The organism is Marinobacter sp. MBR-105, from assembly GCF_053628895.1.
Genome location: NZ_JBRJHG010000005.1, coordinates 18982 through 35725 on the forward strand (window position 1 = coordinate 18982; position 16744 = coordinate 35725).

Here is a 16744-nt window from a genome sequence, read left to right on the forward strand (position 1 = left end):
TGATCTCCTTAAACAGATCGGCCACGCCCGGAAAGGCGACGGCGAGCCTGATCCGCATTAACGTAAATCTGCTCGGTGAACGCCGCACTCGCATGCCCAAGCTCTTCGGAAATGTGCCGGATATCCGCGCCGGCCTCGATGGCCTGGCTGGCCCCGGTGTGACGCAGGTAATGGGTTTCCGAGGCAATGGCCTCCAACTGGGCCGCCTCATCGACAAAACCTTCATCCTTCATCTTCTGGACTGCCAGCATCAGACCATCTTCGCAAATTCGCTGAATCTGTCGGGTACCCAGACCGCCACCACGAGCGGACGGTAGGATAGGCCTGGATTCGTTGGGCAAGGGCAGGGGAGAATCACATTCCAGATAGGCCCGCCAGCGTTTCAGGTAGGGAAGGTACGCCTCAGGGCAGGTAATGGTGCGCCCCTTGTCGCCCTTGCCAAAGACGTAGTACGTCCAGAAGGCCTCACCACCGACCACTTGCTTCTGGAAGTCCGAAAACGCTGGAATCCGTGGCTCACCATCAACCTTCCGAACGGCCAGCTCGCTGATCCGCAAAAACAGGGATTTCATGGTGACGATGATGAACAGGTGGCGCTCATACTCCGGGTCCTGGTCAGCCGCCTGCTCGATGGCCTCCCGAATGAATGACCATTGCCAGTCGGTGTATCGGCGCACCGAGGCCTCCTGGCGCTCCAATAAGGCATTGGATTTTGCTTTGGTGTCCCGGCGACGAACTTCTAAAAACGGGTCTTCCGCCATAATCTTGCGCTGGCGGAGAAACCGAAAGTACGAGGCGAGGGCAGTCCGTGATGATTTCAGGCTGGCGGGGCTGGCGGTGTAACGCTCGCCCTTGGAGCGCTGACTGGTGAAGGGGCGCCAGCGGGGATTAATAATCCGCTGTCCCTGTTCATCCAGGAACCCCGAATGAATATTGGGAGCCACCCAGGCGGCTGGCGGATTCTTGAGGAACCTGAAGTAGCTGGAAACAACCTCTGCATCCACCTGATCGAGCGTCCGGCTGGCCACAACCCATAGGTAATTCAAAAACCGCTGCACTTCGCTCCGAAAGCGGTTGTAGGTGCCCGAGACATTGGCGTAGTCCGTCAGGTACCGGAGGCTGGCATCCAGATCGCGGAAAGCCTTATCCTGATCAACAGACAACGCCATGATGGCTTCACGAACGGACGCATAACCTTGCTCGTCAAGCTGATCGTCTAGCTGACTGGCTGCGTCAAAAATGGGGAAACCCGGGAAGCGACTCACAAAAAAGCTTCTTTACCAAATGTTTCTGACAACCCGCTATCGTGACACCCCCAACAGCCAAACCTGCCTGAACCAATATCGCAGCGAGAGCGGAAGTAATGACGATGACTCATTCGGGAGCTACCAACCGCGAAGCCCAATCACAATCCAAGCCACCGCCGGCGGTGTGGCCGGAAATCGCCAGGCAGCGAGTACCGTCATCAAGCTCAAAACGGTAGACACGACGCCCTTCGAGCTCACCTATCTCTGAAAGCTCGTTTAATGATGCAGGCGTCATTGTCGTGACCTCATCAGACACCCGAGGAGTGTCGTGCTGAAAAGCAAGACTCGACGCCAGCCCCGCTGCAGCAACAATCAAGGCACCGATAATGATGCCAATCCATTTCTGGCGATTAAAGTCCCGCTCAATGTCATCACCATTCATTAAACATCCCCTCAAAAGAATAGACATGCACGCTTACACCAGCGTTAGCCCCAAACTACCGGATACCATCAACAACCAAGCTCATCTGCAATAAGCTGAATATCAGCCTCAGCCTCAAGATACACCTGCCTCTGAGCGCTCAACCTGCGAATGTCAGTCAACAATACCTCCCGCCCTTTGGCGTCACATGAATCGACATTAGTGGATAGCGCTCGATTCTGTGTGCGCAACCGCTCAAGGTCGGTATCGCAGGCGTCGATCTTCTCACGATATTTTGCAATCAGATCGCACAACTGTAAGCGGAAATGTTCGGAGGTGAGCTGAGAAACATCTTGCTTCTGGAGTTCAACTTCGTCAGGCCCGCAGAGGTCTTCAGGAGAAGGCTTTGGGCAGCTTGACGGACCTTCCATAATGCGCAAGAGATCATTCAGAAAAGGTCGACCTATTTCGTCCTTCTTTTCTAAGCGGTCAATTACAGTGGCCAAATCATTTGGAGAAATTCGGTAGCGTAGAAAATTGCTCACCAGCCATTCGGGAGCACTGTCAGGAGAACCTTCGCCAGTTTGTAACCAGAACGGATCAACCTTTAACGCGCGTGCCATATCGAGCAAAGATGCGGTCGCTTCCGGAATCCCGCTCTCAATACGGCTGATTGTTGCCTGGGTTAGCCCGACCTGCTGGGCAAGAAAGCCCTGAGAGATTTTACGAATCTCACGAATCTGCTTTACTCGAGTTCCAAATTGCATGTCGAAAGCCACCTATAGCTGCAAGCCATTAAAACGATTCGATGCGCCACAAGTTGCCAAAGCGGCAGGGCGCAAACATCCCAGTTCAGAATAGTGAGGTAGAATGCTTGCGATGTCAAATACTGCTAAGTATTTGACATTTTAAAAAAGCTGAAAAGGCTCCGGCACTACCAGCAACTTGCGCGGCATCGCTTGGCCATGCTGCATAACGCTTTGCAGGCTATGCACTAGAGTCGTGCAAACCGCACATCAATTGAGACCCTCTCACCGACAGAACCCTCGCAAAACGCTTCGATCGAACGATAACGCTCAACCAGATCATCTTCTGTATGTAAGTGATCTACAGCCAGCTCTGGTGTCGTCATCGATTCCATCACAAAACCAACGTGCTCTTTAGAAGTCCGACTCAAGATGTTCAGAGCTTTAATGCAAACCTCTTGATCCGTGAACAAAAATGAAGCCATAGCAATATCTGGGTTCTCTGGCCTGAACGAAACTCTTACCGAATTTCCATTTGGGAGTCCCACCTGGTGAGCCGGATGCTTTTCGCTGGCCAGTTTCGCTAAAACGGCATCCGCAACTTCATTGCCATCATTACGACCAACCGCGAAAAAATAGGTCCATGCCACTAAACTGACACCGGCCATTACCAAATAAAACTGATTTCCTATGGGAACCATTCTATATCTCCCAACGCTCAGCCCAACCGCGACGACGATACGGCTCAGCTGAGCGCTACCTTTAGCGATCTAATAATTGGTTTCTGAGGAGCCCAGTCTATCGAGGCAATAACTTAGTTCTTCGTCGGTTATCCCTACCCCTATAGCTGTGGCCATACTGGATACGCGAGGAAAGATTTCCTCTTCCTCCGTCTTGCCATCAATCACCACCGTCGCAATCGCATTGGCGTCTTTCGCCTGAAGTCCGTCGATCGAGATGACCCCGACGTGATAAACAATTTCTCCGGATACTCGCTCTACAAAACCTATAATCAGGCCTGAGTCATCTTCAGCATACTTAACTAAATCAAGACGATTCCTTAACACAACATTTCTCCGATATCGCTGCAAAATTACAGCGACCACCATGGTATGACACCACAACTTATCAATTCGGCGAGTAACTGTGTTTTTTGGATACTAACTCGCCACACGATTGGAGCCGGATGTGTTAAGTGCAGCAGTCCCTATTACCAGGCGTCTAGCAAAGCCCTGGCAACTGACATTCGCCTTCGTCCAAATCCTCCGATGCGTTATACCAGATCGCATCAACAATTTCGGATTTCCAGGGTTGTTCAGTAACGACGAAGCCGATCGTGTTCACAGCATGAAATCCCGGCGATGCATATAGGTTTTCATCATCGCCACTTTCGACGATCGCCCATATATGCTGATCCGAGAGCCCTCGCTCTTGAGCCGCCAGCTGCGCCTGACCATATGACTGCACGATCTGGTCGCCATCTTTGCCAAGCGTGATCGGACAATAATCGTCCATGAAGCTGTCTTCGGAAATAAAGTCATCTTTTATCGACATGTGGCACTACCCTCTTCATATAAATAATGACACTGGCACTACTTGCTCTCCGCAGCCTGCTATGCCCCAGGGCCCGGTCCGATGCTCTCTTTGGCTGAAACTCTGCAACCAAGAATCTCGACGCTATTCGGGCGAAACTGATAGTCCCACCGTTCCACCTGGCATACTTCATCAGCTTCGTAGCTCAACTCAATCGAGAGTTCGTTCTCACCGGGACCGATGTTCTGTGGGTGATCAAAATCTTCCAGTGCAAGACCTACCTTCTGAGCGATGTCCTCGTAAATAGCGGCATGGCGCATCATTTCGAGATAACGGCAGTTCCCCGCCGTTACCAGTTCTTCAATTCTCATTTGATAGTCCTATTGTTCAGGCAAAAAAAAGCCGCTCGTGGATTAGGAGCGGCGCAAATAGGTTGTTCTGGACATTTCAATGCTTGACGATTCTCATCCACGTCATAAAGCCCGGCTAGATTATCACATAGGGTATTATATGCCAATACTCAAGGCGCCAACTCTGAAACTCGGGTCATGCTCCGCAAAATCCACTTGTAGGCCACGCTGGATATAGTCGTAAGCAACGCAATCGGCCGCGACCGTTGATGCCAACCGGCTTTTCTTCAACTTTGCGACCGATTCGATAAAACACAGGGCCTCTGGCCCGGAAAGGCGAAGAAAGCAGATTGCACCGTCCTTAATCTCTACCTGGCATTCTCTTTCGTTCACGATAGTACGAAATCCGCCTCGTCTCACAGCCGCGGCTTTCGCCGAATGATCTCGCATTGCTCTCGCCTTTTTGTTCATAACATGGGGTACTATACTATCAGTAAATATTCCACTTTATGGGGTCCACCATGACTACCGTAACACCTCATCTCCAGGCCGATTACTCAACTCATAAGTTCATGATTTTAGCGGAGCGAAGCGAGCAAACCGTTAAAAAGCTCGAACAGCTGAGTGCCCGGGCACAAAAGCTCGGACTACCTCCATTTCGTATCATCCTCGGTGAATCGGAATACCGGCGCTCGCCAGTCAACCCCCGGCAACACGATCATTATCGCCAACTGACAGTCACTGGCGGAGTGCCAAAATTGCAAGGGTGGCAGTTCTTCGCAAAAATCGAGCACACTTCAGACGGTAATGTTGTTCGCGGGTTCTCTGGAACCCAAGAGGATCTGGAGCGCATCGGCGGTGCGTCATTGTTTCAGCGGATGACTGAATGCCCATCGGATTGCGATCACTGCAACACACGCCGCCAGCGCAATACAACATTCTTCTTTCTGAACCAGGATTCTGGCGATGTTATGCAGGTTGGGAGTACCTGTGTAGCGGATTTCTCGGGACATACTGACCCGATGCTGGTTGCATCCTTGGCCCAGGCTTGGCCCGAAATCATTCATGAGCTGTCTTCGGATTCGGAGGACGTGTCCGGCACATCCCCCCGAAAAATGGCCTTCGCCACGGAGGATATACTTGCCGCCTCGGCAGCCGTAGTTCGCAAGGCAGGCCGCTGGATTCCTCGCGCAGAAGACGATTGGGGGCTTGGCAGCTCCGGGGAAGTCGAACACTTGCTGGCCACCCCCAAGGATTTCGATCAGATGGTGACAGGTGGCGATCGAGAAACCGCGGCGCAGATTCTTCAGTGGCTTGGATCTGATGATTTCGACAACCAGGGACAGGTTTACCGTCATAATCTGCAGGTGTTAGCCCAGCAGGATTTCATTTCCCAACACAACGTTCCTTTGCTCGCCTCTGCGGTAGCTGCTTGGAACCGGGAACAGACGCTCACAGCCGCAACGGCTACGAAGTCTTCTATTCCCAATATCCGACTGGGAGAGTATGACAAAAAAATCGATCTCGACGTTGTCATTGATAAGATAATTCCCAAGGCGACGCGGTTTGGCGTAACCCTGATTTGCCTGATGCGTGATCTGGAAACCAATGCTCGCGCTGTCTGGTTTAACTCTGGGCGGGCTGCCTTTTTTGAGGGAGACCATTATCGTATTCAAGGAACTGTCAAAGGTTGGGAAGAGCGTGATGGCACTATGCAAACCAAGCTGACCAGGGTAACAAGTCCCGAAATCAAACTAATCGAGGCCATCAAAGCCAAAAACGACAAGGCCATCGAAAAACACTTCGATGCCGCTGTCCATATCAACTCCCGAAACGCCCAGGGTGAGAATGCCCTTATTGCCGCCACTGAACTTCACCGCTATGGAGACGAATGCAAAGCGATGATTGAGCGATTGCTGGCAGCCGGCGCCAAGCCTGACATTCTCGATAACGATAACCGAGATCGCCTGAACGCCTTTGATCGGCTACTGCTGTCAGAAGAAATCGATCTGGCGACTGATATCCTGAGGACACAGCCAGAATTAGTCGCCAAATGGGACGCCGATCGAATGGCTTTGTGGGGAATCGATGGCCCGGCTGCCGATCTGATTTTGCGTACCCGAGCCCAATTTATTCGATCCCCCGACGCCATGCATGACGAGCAAGAATTGGAGGATGAGTCACAAGCTCTAGGGTTGGCGTAGACCCTGCTTTGGCAGCAGATAGCTTTTCAGTGTTCTGCGAACAAAAGACCGAGGGTTAATCTCCGATTTCCACCCTACTCGGAATCGGAACCCTCCGGCCGCCAGCCGGGATAAATGAATCGGGGTGAATCGTTTGCAAGAACGACACCAAACAAGGATGCTGCAATCCTCAGCTGACGCATCCTTTACCCAGCAGTCCTTTGCTCTCACGCGACCCTGGCATCCGGGGCACACCATTCGCCAGGCATACCCCAGGTGCTCAAGCTTACCGATTTCTGGAAAGGGGCGACCGTTCTGCAACAGATCGGGAACGTCGGGCAGAATGTCCATCAGTCTCTCACATATCGATAAATGGGCAACGTAGTCAGATAGGGCTCTGTCTCAATCTTCTTCTTGCGCTGAAACTGTATAGCGTTCTCCGGAGCTACGCTCATTTTTGGCTCCTGAATGCCAACAGACGGCTCTCCAGCCCAATAGAACAAGGGCATTCGGGTTTTGAAGTCTACCGGCACGCGCTTCTTTTCAACCGATCTGGCCACAGTGATGTGCATCCTCAGATCCCATTGCGGCGGCTTCTTTAATACGAAGTATTCATCACGGCAATCCGTATGGATTTTTTCAATATCCTGCATGACTAACGGTTTATCGGACTTCTTCTCCAGAAGTGCCAATACCTGATCTCTCGACAGTCGGCGACTGGACGAAAACTGATGCCAGCGCCAGCGAATGGATTCCGGCTGTTCTGGCAGTGCTGGAATTGAGCGCGTGAGAAGACGCACGTTCAAACGCGGATGAAGCACCTGTCGAAGCATTTCCCCAATCATTTTGCTGCGCACCATTTTTGGTTCGGCGTCCATGACCAGATTCAATAAAGCGTATACGTCGCCCCGCAGAACGGACTGGGTTTCTGTAGCCAGGCGCAGCCGACGCACAAGCTCCGAAAAGACCTCTTTCATCTTGTTCAGCTGCTCGATCGCCTCAACCGTCAGTAGCGATGAGCCAATCGCGCCCATATACACTGGCGTTTCGTTCGGATCCTGACCGTCCTCAAAGGTCCACTGTGCTACGCCATACAAAGCCCGTTGTCGCGCCTCCATGCCCTCGAGGGTGAAGTCACCAAGCATCTTGGCGGGAAGGCCGGCATTACCGTCCTGCTCTACCAGCTCGATGATCCTTCCCATGTGACGCCTCATGGCCTTGTAATGAACCACGGTTTGCCCCAACAGCGTGGCGCAGTAGTCCTTACGCTGTTCAGGAGTCAAATCATCGGGCTCATCCGGCAGCGCTTCCAGATCCACTGGCGATAGCCAATAATCGGGCACCCTGATGGGCTCATAGCGCAAGCAATCTAGTTCCAGGCCAAGCCCAAGCTGACGCACATCGTTATTCAGCAGGGGCCCAGCGTGCTTCTTTCCAGAGGCTACTTGGGTTGACTCCGCGAGCATAGGCTTCTTCCTCCGCGCATTCCCGGATATGTTGATACAGCTCTGGATGCGTATCGATCCACATTGCCATTATCGAACTCATACGACGAGCGTAATACGGCACCTGGTCTCCCTTTCGGAAATAGTACGACGCAACATAGGCACCTCCAAACAGCGGGCCAAGCTGGGAGACCTTAAAATTCGGGTCCAGTTCTTTGATCCGCTCCAGCATTTCCTCACCCTGCATCGTTGGGTACAGAAAAAGGCTGATATCCTTCGGATAGCGGTAAAGATAGCGAAGCAATATAGAGGTTGCCGCATCAATCCGCTTGTTCCGATTTTCTGCATTCCGGGCTTTGTAGTAGGCTCGGATTTGAAGCCCCAGCACCCAGAAAAATTCCGAACTGGTTAAAAAAAATCGATCCTTGAAGTCATCCAGTTCGGGGGATCCCATTCCAAGGATGGGGCGCTGCCGAGGCTCGTACATCCTCAAGTCACGATCCGTGACCGGCTCCTTGTTTGTCCAGTTACCCTTGGCAATAACCACATCCGGCTCCACCCTTCTTGATACAGCCTCATCGTGGAGTACATTCATGTATAGGTCGAACCAGGCACGGCGTTGATCAAAGACTTCCTGCTTAAACGTTGCTCTCTCAGATGCCGGCACCCACGTCTGAATGAGTTCGGCTTCTTGCTGCAGGATGCGCCAATCTTTTGCCATCCGTTTCCGCAGTTCATTCTCTGCAGACGACGGTGCTGACCTGCGGACAATATTCAGAAGGTTCTCTCTCAGAATCTGCCCCATTTTACCCATTACCAGCATATATAGCCGGCTGACACTACCGCCCGGGCTTTCAGTCGCTGTTTCCGCATCTTCACTGAGCAGTTTGTAGCTCGACACGTTAGACCGACCAAACAGTGGGGCGAATCCTCTGCGATTTGCACTGTTAGGCTCACGGCTCGGTCGCACTGGCTTTGGCATAAACGGGATGATCTGCTCCCAAACTTCCAGGCTTGAAGGCTTCGGTACCAGCGGACAATATTCCGGGTGCTTCGATAACAACCTTACGAGGATGGCGTGATATGGCTTAATGCGGCGCCGATGCTTTCCACCGGCTTTACCGTCGGTATCGTCGTCTCCCTCTTCGGCTTCATCCTCCGACGGCACGCCGGGTAATGCGTATTTAATCTCATTGATACGCATGGGAGGTATGTTCAAAATCATCGCCAGATCTAGATCTACGAGACCAGGATATTCCACCTCCAGGAGCATCTGGAGGGCTTTTACGTCTTTTCCGCTTACAGGTTCGGTCAGGCTTGGCATAGAATACTCGTTCTTGGATGTTGCCCTTATCTTATCATATAGACCACCACTTTATTAAGTGTACTCTAATTTTGCATTCTTTTAATAGCTTTCGCAGGCGGTAGTCGAGAAACTGGCTATCATTTAATATATGCTCTACGACAAAATAATTTTCGATCTTTTAACAGGTAGCGCTCTACCGATGCGAGAAGCTTAAATGTCCGAATCATCTATTGGGCTCAAGTCGTTTTTTGAGTACGAAGGAAGGACCCCTCCACGCGATGTAAAAATCATTTCTCCTGATTTTTTTCTTCCTGACGATCTGATACTCCCGAAAACCGGGCTCACTTTCCTCTACGGCTTCCGTGGCGCACAGGCCGTTTTGGGGCATGCTATGCGCAGATCAATGGAATCAGGCAAAGAGCTGTGTGTTGTGTCAGCTCAGGCTGACGTTGGCAACTGGAGTCTGGATAAACAGAAACTCGGCAATTTCGATGAGTTTGGTTTTTTGAATCTGCCAGGCCGTGTTCGGGCCGAAACCCTCGATGACATTGCCAAGCGCTGGAAGATCCTGCTTACCAAGCATGGGCACCCCATTGACGAGTTCCCCCGCAAGCAGAGCCCTTACATGTATCTGCTCGATGAGCTGGTCAAGCAGGAGCCTTACGACAAGCTAACGGCCATTGCCTACCCCATTAAAACCAAGGTTGGTAATGCCCGGCTTGTCACCGTGTTCAAGCTCGACAAAATCCGGGACATCGAAGCCAATACCGTTCATAAAGTGCGGGTGAAATTCGATCTTCCACCTGAAGAATAACAAGTCGCTCCAGTACGTTTTGGCTTTTAGCGGGGGGATATAAACGGCGTTTGTCAGCCTGTCCGGCTGCAGTGATTGGTTATAGATTAGTACGGGGAGTCGTGCGGGCCTTTGGCCCTTGCGGCGGCCTTCGGCCTTCCTTCACGGCCAGGCGGAGCCTGACCGTTCAGCATCGACTCAGCCAGTGGCTTCGTCTCAGGGGTGTTCGGGTACCGGCATTGTCGTCAGTTCCCAGCCCCGAGCAGCCATGTGCTCTTGCATGATCGCCCACTCTCCTTTATCAACAGCATTGATCACTTGTATCCACGGCTGCATCAATGTGGCTGCCCGGGACCTTAGGCGGGACATTGCCCCTTGCTGGCGCCGAAAGGCATCTCTTTGATTCACCCCTGAGGGTAGTGGGCCATCCCTCGACCACGCTTCCCATTGCGCCGGTACGAAGGCGTGTCCTTTGCCGGTTGCCAGTGCCATATACAAGCCTTGGGGATCGAAGTCGTAATACAGACCCAGCTGATCAGATGGTTGTGCTTGTACCAGTCTCCGCGCGTGACGCACGTTCTCACGATGACCACGATAGACCAGTATGCAGTCCTTCCAGCCTTCTGGTAGCCGGATGTCCTGCCAGTGCGTCATCAGCCCCCCGTTTTCGATCATGACCAGTCGCTGTTTCGCCAGGGCATCGTAGTCCAGCGCGTTTACATGGACAGATAGTACGCTGCCAGGTGGCGTCCGGACGGGCTGGCCACTCACTTTCAGCTCTGTATTGCCGGCCGTGGCCATCACCAGCAGATCACCAAAGACCGAATCCGCCGCCAGCTTCTCATTCGACGTCTTCTGGGCCAATTCCACGCGACTGCCGGCCGTCGTATCAAACTGCGGATCCAGCCCCGTTATCTGCCGTCCGTACTCCCGCAGTCGCCACAGATCGTCCATCGTGAAATGAATCTCCCGGGCATCCAGAACGCCGGCGCCGGTTTCGTTGTGAATTCGAGTCCACACCTGGTTCCGCCGTGCCGTCTTGCGGCCGGACTGCAAGAGACGGCGAATCGCGCCAAACTCATCTGCTGACATCGGCCGCAGCCCTCAGAGTGATGTCGTAAACCAGTAAGTTATCAACGAACACTGGATCCGGTACCGAGTGATGTTGCACGTCAATCAGCTCCCGATCGCGAGTTGTGAGGGTTGATAAGCCGACTGAAAGGGTAGCCAGCCAATCTTCAGGCCCTATTTCCAGGTCACTTTCCTCCAACACATCCAGTGCCCTGATTTCTCCGATGCCAATGTCACCATCAAGGATATACTGGATCAAGTTCTCAACCATGGCTGATACCGGGTCTACAGGTTCCTCAACGACCACGCCATCCACATCGAACTGAACCGAATCCACCCGCAGGTTTGGCTTGGTTGCCCTGGGCGTATCCAGCGGTATCGCCCTGGCATGAGCGGCCAGCTCAATCAACGGTTCATCATCGATCGGGTCATAGACATCCGGCGATGCCATCATCCGGAACGGTGCCACCGTGTTCAACACGCTGGGGCAGGCCTCAAGGTCCAGATGATCGATAGAAGGCTCAAACCCAGGGTTATTAAGGAAATGCGCCTCAAAGCTGCCTATGAGCTTGTTCAGGCGCTGATCTTCCCGAAGCCTTACTAGCAGAAGCCGGAGCTGATTAAGGGCATAGGAGAGGTTCTTGCGGCCTTCCTCCAGCGTTGCGGGCAAATAGTTCAGAAGCAAGCGCCTCAGAAATGGATCGCTACCCGCATGTTCCGCCAGCTCCATGATATTGAATGAATCAAACAGGGCGATGAGGCGCCCCGCTCTTTCGATCACTCGTTCATTCTCGCGAATCCGCAACTCAAGATCGGTCACATAGGAAAAGCCACTGTTGATATGGCCTGCAAACGTGTCTGTGGCTGTACGTATATCCTCAATCAAGCCCGACAGCACGTCCTTAATGTCGTCTTCAAGACGTTCCTGGTCCGCCGTGGCCGCTTTCGCTTTGGCCTGACGATATTGCTCAAAGAGATCGACCAGTTCATCCCATAACTTGTCGACATGCTGGCTTGCCCAGCGACGGCGATCGGACTCTGAAATGTGCCCGAGCAACTGCACCAACACTTTTCGTAGCTGAGGCTCTTCGTCACCAATGCTCAGAATCAACCGGTGATGCTTGAGCGTGTCCAGTAGCCCCTGGTTCTCGGGGGTCTCGGGAATTCGATTCCCACGATTCAGGTGGGCCTCAAGAATCGCCTCGCTGTTGGCCGCCAGAACCTTTAGAGCCTTCTGTGCATCATTGAGCCTGGCCATCAGGTCAACCTCAGCTGATTGTCATCGTCTCCAGACTCAACAGGGATCCCCTCATGGGCCTGGATGAAGTCCATCACGTCATACAGCCATGACCATTTTCCGGTAGCCTGGTACTCGGCCCCGGAGCTGCCAAAACGCACCAGATAACCTTTGGCCACAAGAGATTCCATGATGCTGCGTATGCGACCCGGTACATCCTGCTTCTTGGTGGCAAACAATCGCTTCTCTGTGAGTGAGCGTAAGCGCTCTTCCAGCGATGGCACCCCCGAAATCTGCTCAATCAGCCTACCCTCTGTCAGCTTTTCCCCAGGTGACACCGGCCGATCACTGGTTTCAACGCTCATTACCAGGCGCAGAAACTGAACCAGAGCCTCAAGATGGTTCGCGACTTCACGGAATTGCTGGCGGACGCCCTCTTTCGCGTCAGGACTGTTCAAATCGTAGTAGGCGCACACCCATGCGTCCCGGCTGCCAGTTTGACGGACTACTCGATTGATCTGCTCCAGGAAGTCCCGCACACGCTGTTGATTGGACTCCTGCAGCAAGTACGTGTAGAGATCTTCGTATCGGTATTCGCAGATTACCTCGCCTGCCATCAACGCGGTCACTGTGCGCTCAAATAACGGGTTATTCAGCATTTCCGGACACCTCCGTTTCAGACAACTTATCCATGGCCCGGGCAAACACAGCTTTGGAGTCCGCACCTAGTGCGTCCTCCCGCTTTCCAAATATATTGATCTGGCCATCTTTGAGGCTGAGCTTGTTCTCGAAGAACTTTCGTAGCCAGTGATTGAGTCCTGGGCACGCAGAGATCATCGTTATGTTCTTCTCATCGAGCATGGTTGCCAGGCTGGAAATATTGTTCCCGGAGAGCGTTTCCAACTCATCGATCGGCCAGATGATTCTGGTATTGGTGTCCGGCGCCAGATAGCGAGTCATGCTGATAAAGACGATCATGATCGCCAAGTAAGACAGGCCTGTGGAGCTCGCGTGCTTGAGATCATTGTCCGAACGAATCTCTACGCGGCGACCGTTTTCAACCATAACCAACTTCATGTCCACCATGGATTCAATCTGATGATTGATCCTCGCACTGCGCAACGTGGTGACCACCTGATGAAAGTCTCTGATCAGATCGTCGCTGGGTATTTCTCCACGGTGCGACAGCATCCAGGTCCGCCAATTCTCCACAAAATTCTTCAGTGGAACCCAGCTTTCATCATCATGAATTCGCGGGTGCAAGACGACTTCAATCTCTCCGATCGCCTCTATGCGCTGGTCATCGTTGATCGCGCTTCTGAGTGTGTTGGAAACCCGCCGTACTTCACGGGATAGAAGCTGCAGCCCATCAAAGTAATCACGAAGCTCTCCCGCGGCGCTGGCGAATTGAGCGATAAGGGACATCCTAAGATGCGGCAGATCTTGCTCCAGCAGCAGCCTCAGATTGTCCACCTGGGCCAACTCAAACTCATCGGTGTACTGGTCTCCAGGGTTGGTCAGTTGGCTGATGCGATATTCCTTCAGCTTTCGCCACGCGGCATAGACCTGGGTGTTCTCATATGCGTTGATAACTGCAACCGAGTGCTTCATGGCCCTCAGAACTTCCATTCTGAGTTGATCCAGGTTTTTGTGTGCATCCTGCAGTTGCTCGGTTAACAGCCCCAGATTGCCCGGCATCTCATTAGCAAAGGCTACGGGCTCATCAAACTTGTCTCTGATTGCAATCGCAGCTTCGAGTTGGCGTCCAATGGAGCCCGCACGACCTCGATGATTAATGATCTGGCCGGTCAGGGCCTTTTTCGAGTCTTCAAATGCGGTTTTCCGCTCTTTTCGCTCCCGGTCATACGCAGAATATTCCTTCGTCTGTTTGTTGCAATCCGTCTGCAAACTATCCAGCTGCGACCACTCTCGGGTGCGCCAACTTCGGTAAACGAGAACATCTTCCCGGGACGACTCAATTCCGGTCACCTTCTCCCTCAGCGTATCCCGCTTGCTCCGCGCTTTGCGCACTTCTTCCGGATCTATACCCTCATCGCTCAGCCGTTGCTCGTATGCTTGCTTCAGACGCTCCAATCTCGCCTTGTGTTCTTCGAGGGCCTCTTCAAGCAGTCCCTGAGCATTCTCAATTTCCTCGGTAAAGGATGCCTGCTCGTCCGACCATTGCCCTAATAGCTCCAGTCGGCGTTTCTGGTATTGGGTGCCCAGCTCGTCAATGGTCTGTTGTGTATCCTCATCAAACCGCTTCAGTTGTTCTTGTGTCAGCTTGAGCTCTTCGACAATCTCATCCGTCCGGGTACTTATGGCGGCATCCACAGACGACCGAACAGAGGAAAGGTTGGTTCTAGCCCCTTGCAGCTGTCCTTCATGGATACCAATCAGGCTCTTCAAGCGCTCGCACTCACGCTCCCTCTCACTGAAGATATCATTGGCACGACCGGCGTAGTCTTCAGCGCGCTTCAGGTGCTGGCGGCTTTCAACGCGTTCGGCGTCTTTTGCCTGTAACTTGGCCTGAATCTCATCCTCAGAAAGTGCACTGTCCGGTACCGGCAGATCGGATAGCTGGATGTCCCAACCCATAATTGTGGTTGAACCAGGGTCGATCAGAACGGGCTGCAGTCCCGGTAGCTCCAGAAGCTCTGGATTAATGACTTTTGCCAAACCTTGAGACCATTCCGGATCTTCCCGCCTCAAGTGAGCAAGCCAGCTATCCGGGTCTGGAGTCAGCTGCCTCTGAAGGTGCTCAAATTCAAGCTCGATTTTTTCGCTGTTTGCTTGCGCTTGCTCAATCCGCTTGTGTGCCGTAGCCCGGTCATATCGGGCCTGCTCCAGCTTTTCCGAGGCGTCTGTATGCTCTGCGCGAACATCTTTCAGGATCCCTTCGCGCTCCGAAACGGCTTCTTCGGCCTCCAAGATCTGGTTTCGCTCTTCTTCGCTGGGGCTCGGATGGTCCCGCTGAATCTCCAGTCGGGCTATTTTCCTATCAATCTCGGCTCGCTTGGGGTGTCTGGATTCGCGATACTCCGACACTTCGCGCCCATGAGCCATTTCGAGCTTGGAAAGGGACTCCTTATGTGCGTGTTCAGCTTCCTGAAGCTTTCGCTCCAGAGTCTGCACCTTCAATTCCCGTTGCTTCTGATCATGCTCAAACTTGGCTTTGATCTCAGAGATTTGACGATCATGCTCCGACTCCAACGCCTGGAACTTCCCAGACAAGGCTTCATAATCTCTTTCCGCATCCGCCAATTGAGTCCGGTACTCCTGCAAATTCGTCAGTTGCAGGTCGAGCTCTGGTAAGCCCTGCTCTTCAAACTGGTCCCTCTGCTCGTAGAGCTTGTCTATATGCTTGTTCAGCTGATTGATCCGGTGAGAGTAATCCGCAATCAATTCGCCTAGCTCGGAATCTTTACTGTTAAAAGTCGCCTGCTCGCCCTCAAGTTTCTCTTGAAGCTCGTCAACCTGCCTCAGCAGATCCTTTCGGATCTCTTCTTCGCTCTCAATGGTGATACACAGCTTGGCAACCAACTTGACGGTTTGCTCTTTGAGCGCCTGCCGCTCTGCCTCTTTCAATAAGCAGTGACGAATTGTGGGTTCTTTTTCTGCGAAGGCCTTAATGCTGCGTATGTCGTTTACCAGGTCACGCTCATGAAGGATCGTTGGGCGCTTGTTCAGGTGAATATCGAACATCGTCTCGCAGATCATCGTTTTGAAGCTGGATAGCATGCGGTCCTTGTTCAGAACCACATGCGTCAAACGGTCGATGTGTTGGAGACTGGTCGTGGGACCACCAAGGCCATAGTCATTTGCGAGAGCCCGCAGACGCCGGACCTCGGATGGCTGGCGCTTTAAAAGCTTAGCATTCTGCTGAATGACCGCCCGATAATCTTTGATGATGTCGATAATCTGTGAAAACCGAATGCCCAGGTCTCTGAATGCCTGGAAGATCTCATCATTGGTCGAGCCCTTTGCCAGCAGCTCCCGAATAGAGGGGTCGAAGAATGTTTCGTTCAAGCCCCCCTCGACAAACCGGTAAATGAGCTTGCCAGACGGATGTCTCATCATTACAGAGCAGCAAAGACCTGTATGCCGGCGATACTCGAAAATAATCAATGACTGTAGGGTTGGCAGGAAATAATCAAGAAAGGAGTCTTTATCCGCAGCGCGGGTGACGATCCGCTCGGGCTCCTCGCCGTAGAAAGCTGGAATTAACTGGAGGACTGACGTTTTCCCGGCGCCATTAACGCCCCCAAGGTGTGTCCGATCAGAGCAAGGTATCTTTATTGTTCTGCCCGCAACCTGGCGAAAAGAATGGTGTAGAACGATATTCTCTAACCCATAATTCTGAATGGCATCTTCCACGTTGATCTTCCTGAGTTTCGTTGCTGTGTATGCAG

Annotated in this window: 15 protein-coding genes; 2 read left to right on the plus strand and 13 right to left on the minus strand. The window is 52.6% G+C overall.

Annotated features, from left to right (window positions below):
- Positions 1-8 precede the first annotated feature (8 nt).
- From ACSSVV_RS07390 to ACSSVV_RS07420, 7 genes are all read right to left on the minus strand, one after another.
- Positions 9-1265: a tyrosine-type recombinase/integrase gene (locus tag ACSSVV_RS07390; RefSeq protein ID WP_454105817.1), complete on the minus strand. Its 1257-nt coding sequence runs from the start codon at positions 1263-1265 to the stop codon at positions 9-11.
- A gap of 109 nt (positions 1266-1374) precedes the next feature.
- A complete protein-coding gene (locus ACSSVV_RS07395; protein ID WP_454105818.1) occupies positions 1375-1689 on the minus strand; it encodes a hypothetical protein in 315 nt (104 codons plus the stop codon).
- Positions 1690-1757: 68 nt separating this feature from the next.
- Positions 1758-2435 (minus strand): helix-turn-helix domain-containing protein, encoded by a 678-nt coding sequence (locus tag ACSSVV_RS07400; RefSeq protein WP_454105819.1) that lies wholly within the window; start codon positions 2433-2435, stop codon positions 1758-1760.
- A gap of 227 nt (positions 2436-2662) precedes the next feature.
- On the minus strand, positions 2663-3115 hold the full coding sequence (locus tag ACSSVV_RS07405) for a hypothetical protein (protein WP_454105820.1): 453 nt from the start codon (positions 3113-3115) through the stop codon (positions 2663-2665).
- Between the two features lie 69 nt (positions 3116-3184).
- Entirely contained in the window at positions 3185-3523 is a 339-nt protein-coding gene (locus ACSSVV_RS07410; RefSeq protein ID WP_454105821.1) for a hypothetical protein, read from the minus strand.
- Between the two features lie 112 nt (positions 3524-3635).
- Positions 3636-3968, minus strand: a complete 333-nt coding sequence (locus ACSSVV_RS07415; protein WP_454105822.1) for a hypothetical protein — start codon at positions 3966-3968, stop codon at positions 3636-3638.
- 59 nt (positions 3969-4027) lie between these two features.
- Complete coding sequence (locus ACSSVV_RS07420; protein ID WP_454105823.1) at positions 4028-4318, minus strand: hypothetical protein; 291 nt, start codon at positions 4316-4318, stop codon at positions 4028-4030.
- A gap of 500 nt (positions 4319-4818) precedes the next feature.
- On the opposite strand from ACSSVV_RS07420, the gene ACSSVV_RS07425 reads away from it, so the two are divergent.
- On the plus strand, positions 4819-6501 hold the full coding sequence (locus ACSSVV_RS07425) for a hypothetical protein (protein ID WP_454105824.1): 1683 nt from the start codon (positions 4819-4821) through the stop codon (positions 6499-6501).
- 329 nt (positions 6502-6830) lie between these two features.
- Here the strand turns inward: ACSSVV_RS07425 and ACSSVV_RS07430 are convergent, their stop codons facing one another.
- Positions 6831-7946 (minus strand): hypothetical protein, encoded by a 1116-nt coding sequence (locus tag ACSSVV_RS07430; RefSeq protein WP_454105825.1) that lies wholly within the window; start codon positions 7944-7946, stop codon positions 6831-6833.
- A complete protein-coding gene (locus ACSSVV_RS07435) occupies positions 7885-9249 on the minus strand; it encodes a hypothetical protein (protein ID WP_454105826.1) in 1365 nt (454 codons plus the stop codon). Before ACSSVV_RS07435 ends, ACSSVV_RS07430 begins: the two co-directional genes overlap by 62 nt.
- A gap of 373 nt (positions 9250-9622) precedes the next feature.
- Between ACSSVV_RS07435 and ACSSVV_RS07440 the strand changes: the two genes are divergently transcribed.
- Entirely contained in the window at positions 9623-10045 is a 423-nt protein-coding gene (locus ACSSVV_RS07440) for a hypothetical protein (protein ID WP_454105827.1), read from the plus strand.
- 195 nt (positions 10046-10240) lie between these two features.
- Here ACSSVV_RS07440 and ACSSVV_RS07445 read toward each other — a convergent pair whose 3' ends face one another.
- From ACSSVV_RS07445 to ACSSVV_RS07460, 4 genes are read right to left on the minus strand one after another with little or no spacing between them, the layout of a single operon-like run.
- Positions 10241-11116, minus strand: coding sequence for a DUF7281 domain-containing protein (locus tag ACSSVV_RS07445; RefSeq protein ID WP_454105828.1), 876 nt, complete (start codon positions 11114-11116; stop codon positions 10241-10243).
- Positions 11103-12353 carry a hypothetical protein gene (locus ACSSVV_RS07450; protein ID WP_454105829.1) on the minus strand — a complete coding sequence of 417 codons (1251 nt, stop codon included), beginning with the start codon at positions 12351-12353 and terminating at the stop codon, positions 11103-11105. The genes ACSSVV_RS07445 and ACSSVV_RS07450 overlap by 14 nt, the downstream gene beginning before the upstream one ends.
- The gene (locus ACSSVV_RS07455) at positions 12353-12991 is read right to left on the minus strand and encodes a condensin complex protein MksE (protein ID WP_454105830.1); all 639 of its coding nucleotides are present in this window, start codon (positions 12989-12991) and stop codon (positions 12353-12355) included. Before ACSSVV_RS07455 ends, ACSSVV_RS07450 begins: the two co-directional genes overlap by 1 nt.
- A complete protein-coding gene (locus ACSSVV_RS07460; RefSeq protein ID WP_454105831.1) occupies positions 12981-16709 on the minus strand; it encodes an ATP-binding protein in 3729 nt (1242 codons plus the stop codon). Before ACSSVV_RS07460 ends, ACSSVV_RS07455 begins: the two co-directional genes overlap by 11 nt.
- Positions 16710-16744: the final 35 nt, after the last annotated feature.